Origin of the sequence: Erythrobacter sp. BLCC-B19 (assembly GCF_028621955.1) — a bacterium.
In the GTDB taxonomy this organism is placed as follows: Bacteria; Pseudomonadota; Alphaproteobacteria; order Sphingomonadales; family Sphingomonadaceae; genus Erythrobacter.
Genome location: NZ_CP117516.1, coordinates 2,423,680 through 2,441,276 on the forward strand (window position 1 = coordinate 2,423,680; position 17,597 = coordinate 2,441,276).

At 67.3% G+C, this 17,597-nt stretch carries 21 protein-coding genes; 15 read left to right on the plus strand and 6 right to left on the minus strand.

All coding sequences use genetic code 11. The annotated features are described in order from the left end of the window. Positions 1-2: 2 nt before the first annotated feature. The 5 genes from PS060_RS11240 to PS060_RS11260 all read left to right on the plus strand — a co-directional run bounded on the left by PS060_RS11240 (position 3) and on the right by PS060_RS11260 (position 2,716). Positions 3-320 carry a Rossmann fold domain-containing protein gene (locus PS060_RS11240; RefSeq protein ID WP_273983231.1) on the plus strand — a complete coding sequence of 106 codons (318 nt, stop codon included), beginning with the start codon at positions 3-5 and terminating at the stop codon, positions 318-320. Continuing rightward, complete coding sequence (gene moaA / locus PS060_RS11245) at positions 313-1,371, plus strand: GTP 3',8-cyclase MoaA (protein WP_273983233.1); 1,059 nt, start codon at positions 313-315, stop codon at positions 1,369-1,371. The genes PS060_RS11240 and moaA overlap by 8 nt, the downstream gene beginning before the upstream one ends. 127 nt (positions 1,372-1,498) lie before the next feature. After that, a complete protein-coding gene (locus PS060_RS11250; protein ID WP_273983235.1) occupies positions 1,499-1,759 on the plus strand; it encodes a MoaD/ThiS family protein in 261 nt (86 codons plus the stop codon). 4 nt (positions 1,760-1,763) lie between these two features. Further along, positions 1,764-2,210: a molybdenum cofactor biosynthesis protein MoaE gene (locus PS060_RS11255; RefSeq protein WP_273983236.1), complete on the plus strand. Its 447-nt coding sequence runs from the start codon at positions 1,764-1,766 to the stop codon at positions 2,208-2,210. A gap of 71 nt (positions 2,211-2,281) precedes the next feature. Continuing rightward, entirely contained in the window at positions 2,282-2,716 is a 435-nt protein-coding gene (locus PS060_RS11260; RefSeq protein ID WP_273983238.1) for a hypothetical protein, read from the plus strand. A 118-nt stretch (positions 2,717-2,834) separates the two neighbouring features. Here the strand turns inward: PS060_RS11260 and PS060_RS11265 are convergent, their stop codons facing one another. Continuing rightward, on the minus strand, positions 2,835-3,446 hold the full coding sequence (locus PS060_RS11265) for a Crp/Fnr family transcriptional regulator (RefSeq protein ID WP_273983239.1): 612 nt from the start codon (positions 3,444-3,446) through the stop codon (positions 2,835-2,837). 74 nt (positions 3,447-3,520) lie between these two features. Next, positions 3,521-4,024 (minus strand): hypothetical protein, encoded by a 504-nt coding sequence (locus tag PS060_RS11270; RefSeq protein WP_273983241.1) that lies wholly within the window; start codon positions 4,022-4,024, stop codon positions 3,521-3,523. A 235-nt stretch (positions 4,025-4,259) separates the two neighbouring features. Between PS060_RS11270 and rplU the strand changes: the two genes are divergently transcribed. From rplU to PS060_RS11290, 4 genes are all read left to right on the plus strand, one after another. Then, positions 4,260-4,643, plus strand: coding sequence for a 50S ribosomal protein L21 (rplU, locus tag PS060_RS11275; protein WP_273983243.1), 384 nt, complete (start codon positions 4,260-4,262; stop codon positions 4,641-4,643). Between the two features lie 14 nt (positions 4,644-4,657). Continuing rightward, a complete protein-coding gene (rpmA, locus tag PS060_RS11280) occupies positions 4,658-4,927 on the plus strand; it encodes a 50S ribosomal protein L27 (protein ID WP_073974473.1) in 270 nt (89 codons plus the stop codon). Positions 4,928-5,144: 217 nt separating this feature from the next. Continuing rightward, positions 5,145-5,681 (plus strand): GNAT family N-acetyltransferase, encoded by a 537-nt coding sequence (locus PS060_RS11285; RefSeq protein WP_273983246.1) that lies wholly within the window; start codon positions 5,145-5,147, stop codon positions 5,679-5,681. 59 nt (positions 5,682-5,740) lie between these two features. Next, positions 5,741-6,349: a TetR/AcrR family transcriptional regulator gene (locus PS060_RS11290; RefSeq protein ID WP_273983248.1), complete on the plus strand. Its 609-nt coding sequence runs from the start codon at positions 5,741-5,743 to the stop codon at positions 6,347-6,349. On the opposite strand, the gene ygfZ is transcribed toward PS060_RS11290, so the two are convergent. Continuing rightward, positions 6,334-7,125 (minus strand): CAF17-like 4Fe-4S cluster assembly/insertion protein YgfZ, encoded by a 792-nt coding sequence (gene ygfZ / locus PS060_RS11295; protein ID WP_273986910.1) that lies wholly within the window; start codon positions 7,123-7,125, stop codon positions 6,334-6,336. The genes PS060_RS11290 and ygfZ overlap by 16 nt on opposite strands. Positions 7,126-7,163: 38 nt before the next feature. Between ygfZ and pyrC the strand changes: the two genes are divergently transcribed. Beyond that, positions 7,164-8,201 carry a dihydroorotase gene (gene pyrC / locus PS060_RS11300; RefSeq protein WP_273983250.1) on the plus strand — a complete coding sequence of 346 codons (1,038 nt, stop codon included), beginning with the start codon at positions 7,164-7,166 and terminating at the stop codon, positions 8,199-8,201. Here the strand turns inward: pyrC and rarD are convergent. After that, positions 8,198-9,100, minus strand: a complete 903-nt coding sequence (gene rarD, locus PS060_RS11305) for an EamA family transporter RarD (protein WP_273983252.1) — start codon at positions 9,098-9,100, stop codon at positions 8,198-8,200. The genes pyrC and rarD overlap by 4 nt on opposite strands. A gap of 306 nt (positions 9,101-9,406) precedes the next feature. On the opposite strand from rarD, the gene PS060_RS11310 reads away from it, so the two are divergent. Beyond that, positions 9,407-10,138, plus strand: a complete 732-nt coding sequence (locus tag PS060_RS11310; protein WP_273983253.1) for a hypothetical protein — start codon at positions 9,407-9,409, stop codon at positions 10,136-10,138. On the opposite strand, the gene astD is transcribed toward PS060_RS11310, so the two are convergent. Together astD and PS060_RS11320 are read right to left on the minus strand one after the other, a co-directional pair. Next, complete coding sequence (gene astD / locus PS060_RS11315) at positions 10,135-11,559, minus strand: succinylglutamate-semialdehyde dehydrogenase (RefSeq protein ID WP_273983254.1); 1,425 nt, start codon at positions 11,557-11,559, stop codon at positions 10,135-10,137. The two genes, PS060_RS11310 and astD, sit on opposite strands and share 4 nt — an antisense overlap. Before the next feature lie 88 nt (positions 11,560-11,647). After that, on the minus strand, positions 11,648-13,060 hold the full coding sequence (locus PS060_RS11320; protein WP_273983255.1) for a protein adenylyltransferase SelO family protein: 1,413 nt from the start codon (positions 13,058-13,060) through the stop codon (positions 11,648-11,650). Between the two features lie 71 nt (positions 13,061-13,131). On the opposite strand from PS060_RS11320, the gene PS060_RS11325 reads away from it, so the two are divergent. From PS060_RS11325 to PS060_RS11340, 4 genes are all read left to right on the plus strand, one after another. Then, the gene (locus PS060_RS11325) at positions 13,132-14,010 is read left to right on the plus strand and encodes an alpha/beta fold hydrolase (protein ID WP_273983256.1); all 879 of its coding nucleotides are present in this window, start codon (positions 13,132-13,134) and stop codon (positions 14,008-14,010) included. A gap of 5 nt (positions 14,011-14,015) precedes the next feature. Beyond that, the gene (locus tag PS060_RS11330) at positions 14,016-15,149 is read left to right on the plus strand and encodes a glycosyltransferase (protein ID WP_443112420.1); all 1,134 of its coding nucleotides are present in this window, start codon (positions 14,016-14,018) and stop codon (positions 15,147-15,149) included. Positions 15,150-15,319: 170 nt separating this feature from the next. Beyond that, on the plus strand, positions 15,320-16,099 hold the full coding sequence (locus PS060_RS11335; RefSeq protein WP_273983258.1) for a tetratricopeptide repeat protein: 780 nt from the start codon (positions 15,320-15,322) through the stop codon (positions 16,097-16,099). Between the two features lie 25 nt (positions 16,100-16,124). Next, a complete protein-coding gene (locus PS060_RS11340) occupies positions 16,125-17,471 on the plus strand; it encodes a PQQ-like beta-propeller repeat protein (protein ID WP_273983260.1) in 1,347 nt (448 codons plus the stop codon). Positions 17,472-17,597: the final 126 nt, after the last annotated feature.

Genomic DNA, 17,597 nt, shown 5'->3' on the forward strand with positions numbered 1-17,597 from the left:
CGATGCAGCGGCAGCTTGAGGTCGGCCTGCTGCCCGATGGCCCGCTTGATGCGAGCGTCGCGGTCATGGCGCTGCACCTCGAAGCGGCGCGTGCCATCCTCGCCGATCCCGCAACGACCGCGCTGGCGATCATCCTTCCGCCCGCACCCAGCGCGCACCGTGACTGGCGGCTGGCGCTGGCCCGCAATCTCGCGCGGGAAGTCGCGCCCAAGCGGGTCAATATTGTGGCAGGCCCGCAAGGGGCGGCGCGTGAGGCGACATTGTGCTTTTTGGCAGATGCTCCGGGCGTGACAGGCCAGTATCTGGTGTGCGATGTATGAGCCTGTGCCTGATCCCGCCCTTCGCCAGCCCGATCTGATCCGCATCGGCGATCACCCGCGTCCGCTGGTCGACGGCTTCATGCGCCGCATCACCTATCTGCGCTTGTCGGTCACCGACCGCTGCGACCTCAGATGCTCCTATTGTATGCCCGAGCGCATGACCTTCCTTCCCAAGAAGGAGGTGCTGAGCCTTGAGGAGCTCTATGACCTTGCCACCGGCTTCATCGCCCGCGGCGTTACCAAGATCCGCATCACAGGGGGCGAGCCGCTGGTGCGGCGCGACATCATCGACCTGTTCAGCGCGCTCGGCCGCAGGCTCGGGCATGATCTTGAAGAGCTGACGCTCACCACCAACGGCACACAGCTTGCCCAGCACGCCGAGGCGCTGGCAAAGGCCGGGGTGCGGCGGGTGAATGTCTCGCTCGACACGCTGGACCGGGCAAGGTTTGCCGACCTCACCCGGCGCGACAGTCTGCCGCAGGTGCTTGAAGGGATCGCGGCGGCGAAGGCTGCGGGGCTGAAGGTCAAACTGAACGCCGTGGCGCTGAAGGGCGTCAATGAGGACGAGCTGCCCGATCTCATCGCCTGGGGGCATGGGCAGGGCCATGATGTGACCCTGATCGAAGTCATGCCGCTGGGCGATGTCGAGGAGGAGCGGCTCGACCAGTATCTCCCGCTCGACACTGTCCGCGCCCGGCTCGCGCAGCGCTGGACGCTGACCGACAGCGACCACCGCACCGGCGGGCCGTCCCGCTATGTCGACATTGCCGAAACCGGCGGCCGGCTGGGCTTCATCACGCCGCACACCAGCAACTTCTGCGCCGGGTGCAACCGCCTGCGGGTGACCGCGACCGGCCAGCTCTACCCCTGCCTCGGCGGGGGCGAGCGGGTTGATCTGCGCGCCGCGCTGCGGTCTGAAGCGCCGGGGACGAACCTTGCCGCCGCGCTCGACGAGGCGCTCCGGATCAAGCCCGAGAAGCACCACTTCCGCATGGACACCCGCGGCGCAGCGCCAGCATTGGCGCGGCATATGTCGATGACGGGGGGGTGAGCTCCATGTTTCGTCATTGCGAGCACAGCGAAGCAATCCATGGATCCCGCGTTGTTTCTGGGCGCAGCGTCTCTCCATGGATTGCCGCGTCGCCTGCGGCTCCTCGCAATGACGAGGGGGAGCGCTGGTGATCCGCATCGTTTACCTTGGGAAGCTGGCTGACGTGGCGGGCAAAGGCGAAAGCCAATTCGTCTCGAGCTCTGGAGACCTCGACTGGCCAGAAATCCTCGCCCTGCTCGACGATCACGTCGCGGAGGGTCTCGCCGAAGCGGTGAGAGACCCGCGCGTTAAGGTGGCGCTGAACGGTGAGGTTTTGCCCGATAAGACCTACCTGGTGGCGAAAAACGGTGACGAGATCGCGCTGCTCCCGCCGGTGTCGGGGGGCTGATAGGTTGCGCGACATCCGGCTGATCGATGCGCCGTTCGATCCCAATGCCGCCATCGACACGCTGGCGATGGCATCGCCCGATATTGGCGGGATCGCCAGCTTTGTGGGCAAGGTTCGCGCTGGCGGCGGGATCGAAGCACTGGAGCTCACCCATTACGAACCCCTGACCCTGGCGGGGATGCACGACCTTGCTGACCGGGCGTTTGCGCGGTTTGACCTCATCGGGCTGGTGATGCTCCACCGCGTCGGGCTGATGCATCGGGGCGAGCCGATCGTCTGCGTCTCGGCCGCCGCGCGCCATCGCCGCGATGCGATCGCGGCGACCGATTTCTGCATGGATCACCTCAAGAGCGCGGCGTGGTTCTGGAAGCGCGAGAAGCGCGCCGACGGCTGGCACTGGATCGAGCCGCGCGCAGCCGATCACAATGATCTTGCGCGCTGGCAGACCTGATTTGATCGGCGTCAAAGCAGGGGCCGCAGGCGCGGGCTAGTTCGCTTTCCAACAACGGAAAGGAACGTCCCATGAGCCACATCGTCCACGATCTCCTCGCCCGCGGCGATGCCCGGATCGTCGAGCAGCCCGACATTGCTCCGCGTCATCAGGTCGAGGCTGACCGCAATTTCGGCCTCCCCACCGCGCTCTACGGCGCGACTGTCGCGGGCTATCTCGGCTTCCTGCTGGTGGTCGGCAGCGCCTTTGCCAATCCGGTGCTGGCGATCCCGATGGCGATCTTCGTGGTGTTCATCGTTGCAGGCTTCGGCATCCCGGCGATCTGGACGCGGCTGGCCGGCAATGCGAGCGAGCCGCAGACCTTGGGCGAGTTCGAACAGCGCGGCATCATGACCCACACCGGTCGGCTTACGGCGCGCGATGCCACGATCCAGGTGCTGATCCTGCCTGTGCTGCTGGTGATCTGGGGGCTTGCCGTGGCGGTGATCGCCGCAGTGGTGGCCTGAGCCTTCGCAAGTTCCCCAAGCGGGGCGGTGGCCACTCTCCCCGGCCGCCGCTCCGTTCCTTTGTCGTCGTGGGGGGGCGGGCGGTCTGCATCGCGCGCCAGCGCGGTCGCAAGCGCCCTTATCGTCCTGAGATTTCTTGCAGCAGTTCCGGATTGCGCAGCGCGATCCCGCGTTTCCCCTCGCGGCGGATCGCGCCCATGTCTTCGAGCTCACCCAGCTTGCGGCTGACGGTTTCGATGGTGAGGCCGAGCATATTGCCGATTTCGCCGCGCGTCAGCGGCAGTTCGAAGCTGCGCGCCAGGTGGCACGAGCTTTCGCTCGCCGCAGCGGCAAAGTCGTGGAGCAGGGCGGCGAGCCGCGCCTCGGCGCTGGCGTGGCCGGTGAGTTCGAGCAGACCTCGCGTTGCCAGCAGATCCGCCTGACTGCGCCGCAGCAGCGCGCGGGCAAGCGCAGGGTAATCCTCGATCGCGCGTTCGATATCTCGGCGCGCGAAGGTGCACAGGCGGCTCTCGGTCAGCGCGACGACATCGTGATGGGCGAAAGGTGCAAACAGCTCGCCGATGAAGCCTGCCGGATGGACAAGGGCGAGGATTTGCTCGTTCCCGTCCTGATCCACCGCCGAGACCTTGAGTGCGCCGCTCAGCAAGGTGGCGCAGGCGGCGTCCTCGTCGCCTGCGGCAAACAGCATCTCGCCGCGCTTCAGGGTGCGGGTGCGGCCCGCGGCGGCCATGGCGTCGCGTTCTTCAGGGGTCAGAACCGCGCAGGCGGCTGTCTCCTTGACCGGACAAGTGCTGCACGCAAGGTTCATGACCCCATCACTCCCCAAAGCCGGGTGATTGTCGCGTCCTGCCCGGCCAGAACGCCCGCGATTCGGCTCTGCGCCGAGATCACCGCCGGGTCGGGTGCGAGCGCGGTGGCGGCTTCGGCAGCGAGCGAATCGATTCCTGCGAGCGCCAGCGCGGTTCTGGCCCGCTGCGCGTCGAGATCGGCCAGCGCTACCAGTGCCGCGGCACGGGCGTTGCTTTCCGCAGACTGCCCGCTGGCCGCGCGCGCAAGGCGAGCCGCGTCACCTTCGGCCGCAAGAAAGGCTTTTTCCGCGGCGGCGGCATCGGCGATCAGGTCAGCCAATTGCCCTGAGGCAGAAGGCGGGCGAATCGGGGGCGGGGGCGATGCAGGCACCGGCACGGCCTCGCCGCGTTCGAAGGCCCGCAGCGCCAGCGAGGGATAGTCGCCCTTGTCCCCCGCACAGCCGCTCAGCACCGCCGCAAGCAGCCCGAATGCCAGAGGATTTCGCCATTTTTCACGCATAAAGATCCCATGTCCTTTTAACATGACACCCGATAATGGCAATCACAGTGAACACTTGGGCGCATCCTACTTTTTGATGATGCGTCGGCCCCTCGGGCGTTGACTTGGGCCCGCCTTTCCCCTAACGGCACGCATCCTTTACGGGGCTGCATCTGCGCTAGCCCCGCATTGCCGTTCGGTTTTTGTGGCGCAAGCGCGATGGCCGGACACCGCACAGACAAGAGAGTTTAGAGCCATGTTCGCTGTAGTGCGCACGGGCGGCAAGCAATATCGGGTTGCCGCCGGAGACAAGATTGCCGTTGAAAAGCTCGCAGGCGAAGCCGGCGACACGATCACCCTGGGCGACATCCTGCTCGCTGGCGAAGGCGACGATCTCGCCGACGTGAGCAAGGTGACCGTCTCGGCCGAGATCATCGCCCAGGCCAAGAGCGAAAAGGTGGTCGTCTTCAAGAAGCGCCGCCGCCACAACTATCGCCGCAAGAACGGCCACCGCCAGCAGATGACCCTGCTGCGCATCACCGCCGTTGGTGCCGCTGAAGCCAAGCCGGCCAAGAAGGCCGCCGCCAAGAAGACCAAGACCGAAGCCCCGGCTGCTGAAGCCGCTGCCTCGGCCGAATAAGGAGCGACTGAACCATGGCACATAAGAAAGCAGGCGGTTCGTCGCGTAACGGTCGTGATTCGGCCGGTCGTCGCCTTGGCGTGAAGAAGTTCGGCGGTCAGGAAGTGATCGGCGGCAACATTATCATCCGTCAGCGCGGCACCCGCGTGTACCCGGGCGTGAACGTGGGCATGGGCAAGGACCACACCCTCTACGCGCTCGCCGAAGGCGTGGTCCGATTCCACGCCGGCAAGCTTGGCCGCAAATACGTCAGCGTAGACGCAATGGCTGAAGCCGCCGAATAAGCGGACGTGACCGATACAGGGATCGTCCGGCAAGGATGGTCCTGGTGGGTGCAAGACCCACGCTTGAGGGAGACAGGACCATCCTCTGACCGAGGGGGTCCGTCTCCCTTTTTGCACTCTCCCTCGAAAAAGGCGCGGAATTACAAAGTTTCGCGGCCATGAAATTGTCACGCGCAGCCCCTAGGGGCGGGCGCGGGGCGAGGTAGGGAGAACGCTCGTGTTCCATCGCAGCCAAAGACTGTTCCTGAGGCCCGCTTTCCCCGAGGATAGCGGCGCGATTCTGGCGGGCATCGGCGAGGAGGCGATCGTGCGCAACCTTGCCCGTGCGCCGTGGCCCTATGGTATCGAGGAAGCGCGCGCCTTTGCCGCCATGCCGCAGGATATGCGCCTGCCGCATTTTCTGGTGACGCTCCCCGGTGTCGGGGTGATCGGCAGCGCGGGGATGGGCGAGCATGAGGGCGAGCCCGAGATCGGCTACTGGATCGCGCGCGACCACTGGGGCCGCGGCTATGCCACCGAGGCGGCTGCGGCGGTGCTCAGGATCGCCCGCACCCTCGGCCACCGGCGCGTGCTGGCGGGCCATTTTGTCGACAATCCCGCGTCAGGCAAGGTGTTGAGGAAGCTTGGTTTTGTTCCCACCGGACGCGCGGGCCTGCGCTTCAGTGCGGCGCGCGGGCACGCCGTCGAATCGGTCGAGTATGCGCTCGACATGGAGGCTGACATGGATCCCGCGCCGTTCGCGCGCGCCGCGTAATCGCGGCCCGTCAGGCCGATGCTTGTTCGCAAATGCAAAACCGACTAGGGCGACCCCCTATGGTCGTTCGCAAAAGGTTAACCCCTGAGGAGTCGCGCAGCACCGCGCTTGACGCGGCGCGGGCGCTGCTGATCGAGACGGGGCCGCAGTCGGTGACGCTGAAGGCGGTCTCGGCGCGGATCGGACGCACCCATGCGAACCTGCTGCATCACTTCGGTTCGGCCTCGGGCCTGCAGAAAGCGCTGGCCGAACACCTCGCGCGGTCGGTGTGCGAGACGATCCTCGACGCTGTCCACGCCAGCCGCGCCGGACTGGGGTCGCCCCGGCAGGTGGTCGATCTGGCCTTCGATGCCTTTGACCGCGAAGGGGCCGGCGCGCTGACCAGCTGGATGTTGCTGACCGGCAACGAGGACGCGCTCGACCCGATCATTTCGACCATTCACGACCTGCTCGATGAACTCGCGCCGACCGAGCCGCCCGAGCACATGGCCGAGCGGCGTCTGCACCGCGAAACGCTCTCGCTGGTGCTGCTGGCGCTGGGCGATGCGCTGATCGGCGGGGCGCTGGCCAAGTCGCTGGGCCTGCCGCGCGATGCGGCGCGCGACCGGGCGACGGCGATGCTCGAAGCGAGCTTCGCCGAGCATCAGGTGCCTCAGGTTTCGGCCTGAACCCCGACGCGTTGCCAGTCAGGCAGGGCGGCAGGATCGAGACTTTCCACCCGCAGGTGATCGACCGCGCGCCCAAGATCGGGATAGGCGGCCTTGCGCCGCGCCTCGTCCGATTCGGCCAAGGGCACCACCACCAGCCGCCGGTTGATCTTCTGCCGCCAGTTCATCCGCGCGGTGTTCTCCTGCCCGACATAACAGCCCTTGGTGAAGCTGACCCCGTTCAGTTCGACGGCATTGGTTTCGAGCCACAGGATATCGCCCATCTCGGCGTGGCCCTCGGGCACGCCAAGGCGCAAGCGGTGGGCGAGGTAATGGGCATCGGCGCTTTCGTCATGCGCTTCGTCACGCGCCGTAATCCAGCGAAAGCCGATTGCGGCGAGTCTGGGATCGGGCGCGAGCAATGCGCTTGAAGCGTTCAAGCCGGGGGGGCGGCCCGGAATATGGGAGAGGTTCTGCGGCTCGGTGGGGTGCCAGTAAACGCCCAGATGTGCCTCACGCGCAATTCCGATCTTGCGGCGCAGGCGGTACATCGAGAGGCGCTTGACCAGCTCATCGGCGTGCGCCGCCTCGCAGTCGAGCAGCAGATCAGCGTCCTCGCGCCACACCAGAAAATCGAACAGATGCTTGCCCTGCGCGGAGAGCAGCGCGGCGTAGCACGGGAGCGGGCCGGTCACGTCATTGGTGACGAGGCCTTGCAGGAAGGCGGCAACGTCCTCGGCTTGGTCGAGGGGGGAAAGGCGCACCACGGCGCGCGATGTCAGCAGGGTAGCCATGATGCGTGACAGATAGGGAGGCGCGCCGCTAAGGGGAAGCCATGACCGACCGCCTCACGATCCGCCGCCCCGACGACTGGCACCTGCATTTCCGCGATGGCGACATCATGCGCGAGGTGGTGCCCTATACCGCGCGGCAGTTTGCGCGCGCGATCGTGATGCCCAACCTCACCCCGCCGGTGACGACCACGGCGCTGGGCGCGGCCTACCGCGACCGGATCCGCGCGGCGGTGCCTGAGGGCGTGCGGTTCGAGCCGCTGATGACTTGCTACCTCACCGACACCACCGATGCCGACGATCTGGCGCGCGGCGCGGCTGAGGGCGTCTTCACCGCGGCCAAGATGTATCCCGCCAACGCGACGACGAATTCGGCCGCGGGCGTGACCAATGTCGAGAAGCTCTATCCCGTCCTCGCGCGGATGGAGGCCGAGGACATCGTGCTGTGCATCCACGGCGAGGTGACCGATCATTCGGTTGACGTGTTCGACCGTGAAAAGGAATTCATTGACAGGCACTTGCGGGCCATTGTTGCAGCCTTTCCGAAGCTGCGGATCGTGTTCGAGCATATCACCACCAGCGACGCGGTCGACTTCGTCATGTCCGCCGGGCCGCAGGTGGCCGCGACGATCACCCCGCAGCACCTGCACATCAACCGCAATGCGATGCTGGTGGGCGGCATCCAGCCGCACAATTACTGCCTCCCCGTCGCCAAGCGCGAGAGCCATCGGCTGGCGCTGAGGAAGGCGGCAACGAACGGGAGCCCCAAGTTCTTCCTCGGCACCGATTCGGCCCCGCACCTGCGCAGCGCCAAGGAAAGCGCCTGCGGCTGCGCAGGGATTTTCGGCGCGCCTTTTGCGCTCGAATCCTATGTCACCGTGTTCGACGAGGAAGGCGCGCTCGGGCAGTTCGAGGGCTTCGCCTCGCTCCACGGCCCGGCCTTCTACAATCTGCCGGTCAATGAGGAGACGGTGACGCTCGAACGCGCCGAGGTGGCGGTGCCGGCCTATCTCCACGTCACCGGCGAGGAGATCGTGCCCTGGCATGGCGGGCAGACGATCGGTTGGAAATTCGTGGGTTAGGCCGCGCTTTTGCGCTTGGCCCACAAGTCCCACACGAACACGCCCACCGCGATCCAGATCAGCACGAAGCTCGCCAGCTTGGCGGGCGCTAGCGGCTGGTGGAACACGGTGAGCCCGAGGAAGAACACGATCGTGGGCGACAGGTACTGGATGAAGCCCAGCGTCGAATAATCCATCCGCCGCGCCGCGATGGCAAACAGCAGCAGCGGCACAGCGGTAACCACGCCCGAGAAGACGATCAGCGCGCTCATCCATGCGTCATGCCCGAAGGCTGACCCTTGCGGGCTGATGGCGTACCATCCGGCGATGGCAGCGGCGACCGGCATCAGGATTGCGCTTTCGATGGTAAGGCCGGGGAGCGAGCCGACAGCAACTTGTTTGCGAACAAGGCCATAGAAGGCAAAGCTGAGAGCGAGACTGAGGCTGATCCACAGGCTTGTCACCGCGCCTGCCGCCAGCAAGGTCACCGCCAGCCCGGCGATGCCAACCGCCACCCATTGCCGCCGCGACAGGCGCTCGCCGAGAAACAACGTGCCCAGCAGCACGTTGAGCAGCGGGTTGAGATAGTAGCCGATGCTCGCGGCATAGACCTCGCCCGCCATGATCGCCCAGATGTAAACGAACCAGTTGAACCCGATCAGCACCGCGCTGGCGAGCAGCGCCAGCAGGCTGCGGGGGCTTTTCAGCGCCGCCAGCAATTCGGGGAACTGGCGGCGCCAGGCGACGATCACCAGGCACAGCGGCAGCGTCCAGATGATCCGCCAGCCGACGAATTCGAACGGCGGCACGCTCTTCACCAGCAGCAGGTAGAGCGGCAGGAAGCCCCAGATCAGATAGGCTCCCAGCGCCGGAGCGAGGCCCGAGGCCTTGGGTGGAGCGGGAGGGGCGGGGTTGGTCATGGTGAGCGCGCGTTAGGGGCGCGGGACGCGGGCTGCAAGCGGTGCCGGTCGCTGAATGGTGGCTGACAGGCACAAAGCCGATTCGTTCAGGTTGGACGTATTATAAGTGAACAACATCGCAGGGGGCTCCGACCACGCATCCCCCTGTCCAGACCTTGCGGCCATTCCCACCAAATGGCTCGCCAGCGCGAAGCGGCGTCCAGCTCTTCGCGGAAAGCGCCTTCGGATCGCCCTTGCGGCATCCGGAGGCGTTTTCATGTGGGGCGGGCGAGGGGGAAATTAACCATCCTGTGCCAAGGCGATGCGATGCGTACGGCGGCCCTTGCCCTGATCTGCCTTGCTGTGACCGCTTGCGGCGATGACGCCGTGCGCGAGGTGTCTGACCGCGCGGCGCTGGTGGGGGAAGACCCGGTGATCGCCCGCGCGCTCAACGATCCGCTGATGAGCGACCCCGATCTTGCCAGCCGCAACGAGGCCAATGCGGCGTTGGGCTTTGCCGATAGCCACGCCCTGCCGGTGATCGTCGCCAGCGGAGCCGATGCCAGCGCCGCGCGTGAGGCGCTGCGGCTCGATCTGCTTGCCGATGGGCCGATCCCCGATCTGCCCCTCCCGCGCGAGCGCGCCGAGGGCGCTGCGCCGTTGAAGGCGCTCGGGCCGATGGCGGGCGCGGCAGAGCTGCTCGACGCGGTCGGTGCGCCTGCGACCTGTGCGGCAGGGCTGCGCGAGGATTTCGCGCTTGCCGCCAGCCTGCCGCCCCCGGCTGTACTGCCGCCGCTGGGCATGGTGCGCCAGGCAGGCGGGGCAGACGGGGCGGGCTGCGGTGTGCGGATCGTGCGCTACACCACGGCTGCGCGGCCTGAGGATGTGCTGCAATATCACTATGCCAAGGCCCGGCGCGCCGGGATGAAAGCCACCCGCTATGACGAGCCCGAGGCGATCATCCGGGCGCGCGGCAAGGGCGCAGAGGCGCTGACAGTCCATGCGCGCCCGGCCTTGCATGGGCTGACCGGTGTGGATCTGATCTACCGCGCGCCCTAGGGCCGCATCCCGACCATGATCGTCGCGCGCGGCTGATCCATTTCGGTGCTGGCGACCGGGTAGGCGCAGTAATCGGCGGCGTAATAGGCCGCCGGGCGGTGGTTGCCCGAAAGGCCGATCCCGCCGAAGGGTGCCTTGGACGAAGCCCCGTTGGTGGGCGAATTCCAGTTGATGATCCCGGCGCGGATATTCGCCCAGAAGCGCCCGTAATCATCCGGGGTGCCCCCGATCAGCGAGGCTGAGAGGCCGAAGCGGGTGTTGTTCGCCTCGGCGATCCCGGCGTCGAGATCGGGCACGCGGATCACTTGCAGCAGCGGGCCGAACAGCTCGATGTCGGGACGTTCGGGCACGTCGGTCACGTCGATGATGCCGGGGCTGAGATAGGGCAGATCCGGAACGGTGCGGCGCATATGCAGCAGCGGGCGGCCACCGGCGGTGAGCAGCGCGACGAAGCTTTCCATCAGGCGGTCGGCGGTGTCGTTGTCGATCACCGGGCCCATGAAGGGCTGCGGTTCGCCCAGCGGATCGCCCACCATCAGCTTGCGTGCGTGCGGGATCAGGGTGGCCATCAGATCATCGTAGAGGCTTTCCTTGACGATCAGCCGCCGCGCGGCGGTGCAGCGTTGTCCGGCGCTGGTGAACGCGCTCTGGAGGATCAGCGCGGCGGCGTCGTCAAGCCGGGGGGTGTCGATCACCACGATCGGGTTGTTGCCGCCCATTTCCAGCGCGACGATCTTGCCCGGATTGCTGGCGAGCTTGCGGTTGATCGCGATCCCTGCCTGCGCAGAACCCGTGAACAGCACGCCGTCGATCCCCGGATGGGCGACCAGCGCCTTGCCCTGTTCCGGCCCGCCGATGACGCACTGGATCACATCTTCGGGCACGCCAGCACGGTGGAAGGCGGCGACCAGCGCCTCGCCCACCGCCGGGGTCTTTTCCGAAGGCTTGAACACCACCGCGTTGCCCGCGATCAGCGCAGGCACGATATGGCCGTTGGGCAGGTGCGCGGGGAAGTTGTAGGGGCCGAGCACCGCCATCACCCCATGCGGCTTGTGGCGCAGGGCGGCGCTCGCATTCAGCCCGGCATCGAGCTTCTTCTTGCCGGTGCGTTCGGCAAAGGCCTGCACCGAAATGTCGACCTTGTTCACCACCGCGTCGACTTCGGTGCGGGCTTCCCACAGGGGCTTGCCCGCCTCGCGCGCGATCAGTTCAGCGAGGGCTTCGGCATCGCGGCGCACCGTGTTGGCAAAGGCGCGCATGGTTTCGATCCGGGTGGTGAGCGGCAGCGCGGCCCAGCCCGCCCATGCGCCGCGCGCAGCAGAGACCGCCGCATCGACATCGCTGATCGGCCCGCGCCACAGCTCCTCGCCGCTCGCCGGTTCGATCGAGATCAGCACCTGATCGGTCACGCCGCCTGTCATCGTGCCCTTACCTGTCTGTTATTCTTGCCCCCGCAATCTTTCCCGGCCCTATCGCGGCACGCCCGCAAAAGATAGGGGGGGAAGTGCTCTATGGGTCTGAAACCGAGGCATGGCCCCAGGGGAGGGGTGCAGGGCCGTGGGCTGCGCCCATGCGCCGGATCGCGGCGACCTTGGCGTGGAGCGGAGCCCAGTCGTCGTTTTCGGCTATCGCGGCCCAGATCGCCTCGACCTCGTCGATCAGCATCGACTGCGGGGCGGGGTCGGCCCAGTATTCGTGCGTATCGGCGACGGGCTGATAATGGCGGAAGGCTTCGGGCAGGCCGCGCCCGCCGCGATGGGCGAAGAAGAAGGCATCGGGCTGGACGCTCCCTGCGCGCATTTGCGCCTCGCACCCGGCCATAAGCTGGGCATCCTCCTCCGGCCCCTGGCTCTGTACCCCCAGCCGCCAGCACCACCGCCGCGCGACGGCGGCCATGTAAAGCGGCCCGAAGCGTTCGAGCGCGGCGACCAGCGGCGCGGTGTCGGCATGGAGGCGCAGCGCGACCGCCAGCTGCCCGCAGTTCCAGTGCAACGCCTCGGGCTGGCGGCCGAAGGCATAGAGCCCGCCGTGGTCGAAATAGGCGGCGGTAAAGCCCGGCTCCCACGCCGGCAGCCAGCGCCAGGGGCCATAGTCGAAGCTTTCGCCGGTGATGTTCATGTTGTCGGTATTGAGCACCCCGTGGACGAAGCCTGCGACCATGTAGCTCGCGGCAAGGTCGGCCATGCGTTCGGTCACGGCGTGCATCAGGCGGATCGCGGGATTGTCCCGGTCGGGCGCGTCTGCGGGCGGGGGCGGGGCGGGGAAGTTCTGGAGGCAGTAGTCGATCAGGTATTCCATCTCGTCCGCCGCCTCGAGCGACAACAGCCGCTGGAAGGTGCCGAAACGGATGTGCGAATGGCTGAGGCGCACCAGCACAGCTGACCGGGTGGGGCTGGGTTCATCGCCGCGATAGAGGCTCTCGCCGGTCTCGATCACGCTGAAGGTCTTGGAGGTGTTGACGCCGAGAGCCTCCAGCATCTCGGTCGCGAGGATTTCGCGCACTGCGCCCTTCAGCGTCAACCGGCCATCGCCCGAGCGGCTCCACGGGGTCTGGCCCGATCCCTTGGTGCCAAGATCCATCAGCCGCCCATCGGCCCCGCGCATCTGTGCAAACAGGAACCCGCGCCCGTCGCCGATTTCGGGGTTGTACACCCGGAACTGGTGCCCGTGATAACGCAGCGCCAGCGGCTGGGGGATATTGCCGTCGAGCGGCTGGAAACGCCCGAAATGCTGCGTCCACGCCTCGTCAGAAAGGCCCGCCAGCCCAATGCTGGCCGCGGCCTTGTCGTTGCGCCAGCGCAACCGGGTTTCGGGGAAGTCGGCCGCCTCGACCATGTCGCCCAGCCATTCGGACAGCGGCAGGATCGCCGGGTCGGGGCGATAGGGGACATCACATTCGGCGGGTTGCGCAGGCTCGATCATCCCGCGATAGTGGGGGCAAGCGCGCGGCCCTGCAAGCCGTGCCACTTGGATCAGAGGGAATTACGCCGTCCATGGCCGCCACCTACGAAGACCGCTACTGGACCAGCAGCGATGGATTGAACCTGCATTATCGCAATTACCCCGGCCCCCAGGCAGGCGGCGAGGGTGCCGCCAAGCTGCCGGTGCTGTGTATGCACGGCCTCACCCGCAACGCCCGCGATTTTGCCGCGCTGGCCGAGGAGTTGAGCGCGACGCGCCGCGTGATCGTCACCGAGATGCGCGGGCGGGGGATGAGTGACTACGCGCCGGATTCGGACACCTACTCGCCGATCACCTATGTGGGCGACGTGGAAAAGCTGCTCGCCGAGGAGGGCATCAGCCGCTTTGCCGTGGTCGGCACCTCGATGGGCGGTCTGATGACGATGCTGATGGCCGCCGGACAGCCGGGCCGGATGAGCGCGGTGGTGATGAACGACATCGGCCCCGAAGTCGACGCGGCCGGCTTGCAGCGCATTTCGGGCTATGTCGGGCAGGGCCGCTCCTATCCCACCTGGGTTCATGCTGCCCGCGGGCTGGCCGAGGCGCATGGCGCAGCCTTCCCCGATTATGACCTCGACCAGTGGCTCGAGATGGCCAAGCGCACGATGGTGGTGAGCCAGAACGGGCGGATCGTGTTCGACTATGACATGGCCATCGCCGAGCCCTTCGCCAAGCCCGGCAACGCCGCGCCGCCCAACCTGTGGCTCGCCTTCGAGGCGCTCAGCGGCGTGCCGATGCTGCTGGTGCGCGGCGGGCTGTCCGACCTGTTGAGCGAGGACACGGTCAAGCAGATGGGGCTGCGCAACCCGGCGATGCGCGCGATCACCGTGCCGCGGGTGGGCCATGCGCCCACGCTCGACGAGCCCGAGGTGCGCGCCGCCATCGCCGCGCTGCTGGACGCGGCGGAGTGAGCCAGATTGCGGGGCTTGCGGTGCCCCGCATCCTCCACTGCCATTCGACCTTCAGTGCCGGGGGCAAGGAGGTGCGCTGCGCCCGGCTGATGAACGGCTGGGGCGGGCGGCTCCACCATACCGTCATCTCCGCCGAGCCGGAGGCCATGGCCGCCGCCGCGCTGATCGAGCCGGGCGTGCCGGTGTGCTACCCGGCGGATTTCCCCTCGCTGAAGGGCAGGCCCACCCCCGGACGGCTCGCCGCGCTGGCGCGGGCGCTGGCCGGCTATAACCTCATCTGCACCTACAACTGGGGCGCGATGGATGTGGTGATGGCGCACCGCCTGTTCGCCCAGAGCTTCGGCCTGCCGCCGCTGATCCACCACGAGGACGGCTTCAACGAAGACGAGGCCGAACGGCTGAACCCGCTGCGCAACCTCTACCGCCGCGCCGCCTTGACCGGAGCGGCGGCGCTGATCGTGCCCTCCACCGGGCTGGAGGCGATCGCCCGCGACGTCTGGCACCAGCCCCTTGCGCGCCTGCACCGCATCGCCAACGGCATCGACACCGCCGCCTTTGCCGCGCCGCCTGACGCGGGGGCGCTCCCCATCGCCAAGCGCGAGGGCGAGCATTGGGTCGGCACGCTCGCCGGATTGCGCCCCGTCAAGCGCCTGCCCGATCTGGTCGCCGCCTGCGCCGCGCTGCCGCACAACTGGCACCTTGTAATCTGCGGCGAGGGGCCAGAGCGGCCTGCGATCCTCGCCGCTGCCGAGGCCCATGGGATCGCCGGGCGCGTCCATCTGCCCGGCGCGGTCGATCCGGCCCGCGTGGTCGGCCTGTTCGACATTTTCGCGCTCTCATCCGCCTCCGAGCAGTTCCCGCTTTCAGTGGTCGAGGCGATGGCAGCCGGGTTGCCGGTGGCTGCGCCCGATGTCGGCGATGTCCGCATGATCCTTGCCGAGGAAAACCGCGCCTCTGTCACCCCGGCAGGCGATGTGCCCGCGCTCGCTGCGGCGCTCGCCACGCTGGCCGCTGACCCCGCCCTGCGTGCACGGCTCGGCGCCGCCAACGCCGCCCGCGCTGCGGCGCAGTTCGATATCGCCGCGATGCGCGCCGCTTACGAGGCGGTTTACGCGCAGGCGATGGGGCGGGTCTTCTGATACCTGCCAATCTGCGCAAATGCGCTTCATCCCCCGTTCAATTGCCCTCGCGCATTCCCCTTGGCCCGCGCAAGGTGCCATTGCGCGGCAGGGCACACCTGCCTAAAGAGCGCGCAACGCCCCACCGCCTGCGCGCGGTGCCTGACTGATACGAGGACGAGACGACACCCATGGCGCGCACGCCCACAACACCCAACCCGTCGATCAATCCCGAAGACGAGGTGCTGATCCGCGAGATCGACGAGGCAGTGCGCGAAGATGCGCTGCTGACCTTCCTGCGCGTTCACGGGATGAAGGTGCTGGGCGTGATCCTGGCCGGGCTTGCCGCGCTGGGCGGCTGGCTGATCTGGGATCACTACGCGGAAAAGTCGCTCGAAACCCAGTCCGAAACGCTGGTCTCGGCGCTCGACTATGCGCGCCAGCGTGATTTCAAGACCGCCTCGCAGAAGGTCACCCCGCTGCTCGGCGATGATTCCACCCCGGCCGCTCGCGCGGCAGCGCGGTTCATTCAGGCGAGCGCCGCGCTGGCCGAGGGCAACACCCAGGCGGCAAGCGGGCTCTACAAGCAGGTCGCCAATGATGCCGATGCGCCCCCGGCGCTGCGCGATCTGGCCAAGATCCGTGATGTCAGCCTCAATTTCGATGCGATGAAGCCGGCGGACGTGATCGCTCAGCTCGGCCCGCTCGCCAAGCCCGGCAACCCCTATTTCGGATCGGCTGGAGAGCTGGTCGCCATGGCCCATGTCGAGGCCGGCAACCGCGCCGCGGCAGGCAAGATTTTCGCCGATATCGCCCAGCAGGAAGACCTGCCCGAAACCCTGCGCAGCCGCGCGCGCCAGATGGCCGGGCTGATGGGGGTCGATGCGGTGGTCGATGTCGACAAGCTGCTCAAGGACCAGGGGGTCAAGACGTCCGGGGCAGAAGGCGGCAGCGATGCCGCGGCCGAATAGGACGAGAGGGATGGAACGGACGCGAATGACGGGTATCAAGATTGCACGCGCCGCCTTGCTGGCAGGCGTGTTCGCGGCCGGGCTGACCGGTTGCAAGGGCGGGCTGTTCGGCGGCGGGGATGAAAAGACCACGCCCACCGTGGGCAACCGTATGCCGATCCTGTCGCGGATCGAGAGCGGGGCCGAAGTCGATCCTGCGCTCGCCGGGATCAGCGTCGTCCTGCCGCCGCAGCGCACCAACCCCGAATGGGGGCAGGCCGGTGGTTCGGCGAGCAAGTCCTATGGCCACCTGACCCTGTCGGAAAACCCTACCAAGGCGTGGACCGCCAAGGTCGCCGGTTCCAGCAACCGGATGCGCCTTGCCGCATCGCCGGTGGTGGGCGGCGGCAAGCTGTTTGCCGAGGGGACCGACGGCGTGATCGTCGCCTTCGACAAGGCCACCGGCGCGCGCCTGTGGTCGCTTGGCGATGGCGACATGACCAAGGACCAGGCGCCCTCGGCGTTCGGCGGCGGGGTCAGCTATGAGGCGGGCATCGTCTATGCCACCAACGGCGTGGGCGAGGTCAAGGCGGTCAATGCCGACACCGGCGAGGTGATCTGGAAGGTCAAGCCCTCCGGCCCCTTGCGCGGATCGCCGACCATCGCCTTTGGCCAGCTCTATGTGATGACGCAGGACAACCAGATCATCTCGCTCAGCACCAAGGATGGCTCGCTCGTGTGGGATGAGAGCGGATCGAACACCCAGTCGGGCGTGTTCGGGGTTGCCGCACCTGCGGCCGGGCAGGGCTCGATCGTCGCTGGCTATTCGAGCGGCGAGCTGTCGGCCTATCGTTACGAGAATGGCCGCACTCTGTGGTCGGACGCGCTGGCGCGCACCAATATCTCGACCACGGTCGGCACCATCACCGACATCGACGCCGATCCGATCATCGATTCGGGCCGGGTCTACGCGCTCGGGCAGGGCGGGCGCATGGCGGCCTATGAACTGGTCACCGGCCAGCGCATCTGGGAATTGAACCTCGCAGGCATCTCCACCCCCGCCATCGCGGGCGAGTGGATCTTCACCCTCACCGATGACGCACGCCTGCTCGCCATCGCCCGTTCCTCGGGCCGGGTGCGCTGGATTGCCCAATTGCAGCGCTACAAGGACGAGAAGGACAAGGAAGGCCCGATCTTCTGGACCGGCCCGGTGCTGGCAGGCGGCCAGCTGTGGGTCGCCAGCTCGCGCGGCGAGGTGTGGAAGGTCAGCGCGGGCGAGGGGTCGGCCACGCTGTTCGCCGATGTCGGCGCGCCGGTCAGCCTTGCGCCGGTGGTGGCGGACGGGATGCTCTACCTGTTGGACGATGCCGGCACGATCCACGCCTGGAAGTAGGTTCCGACCGGGGCGCCGGGCCATCGCGGCCTTTCGCCCCGCGGTGCCGTGATCCGGGCGGGCCATTGCCGTTTCTGGCATCCTGTGTCGGGTTTTGCGCGGACTTTGCCGGGCTGTTAACCCTTT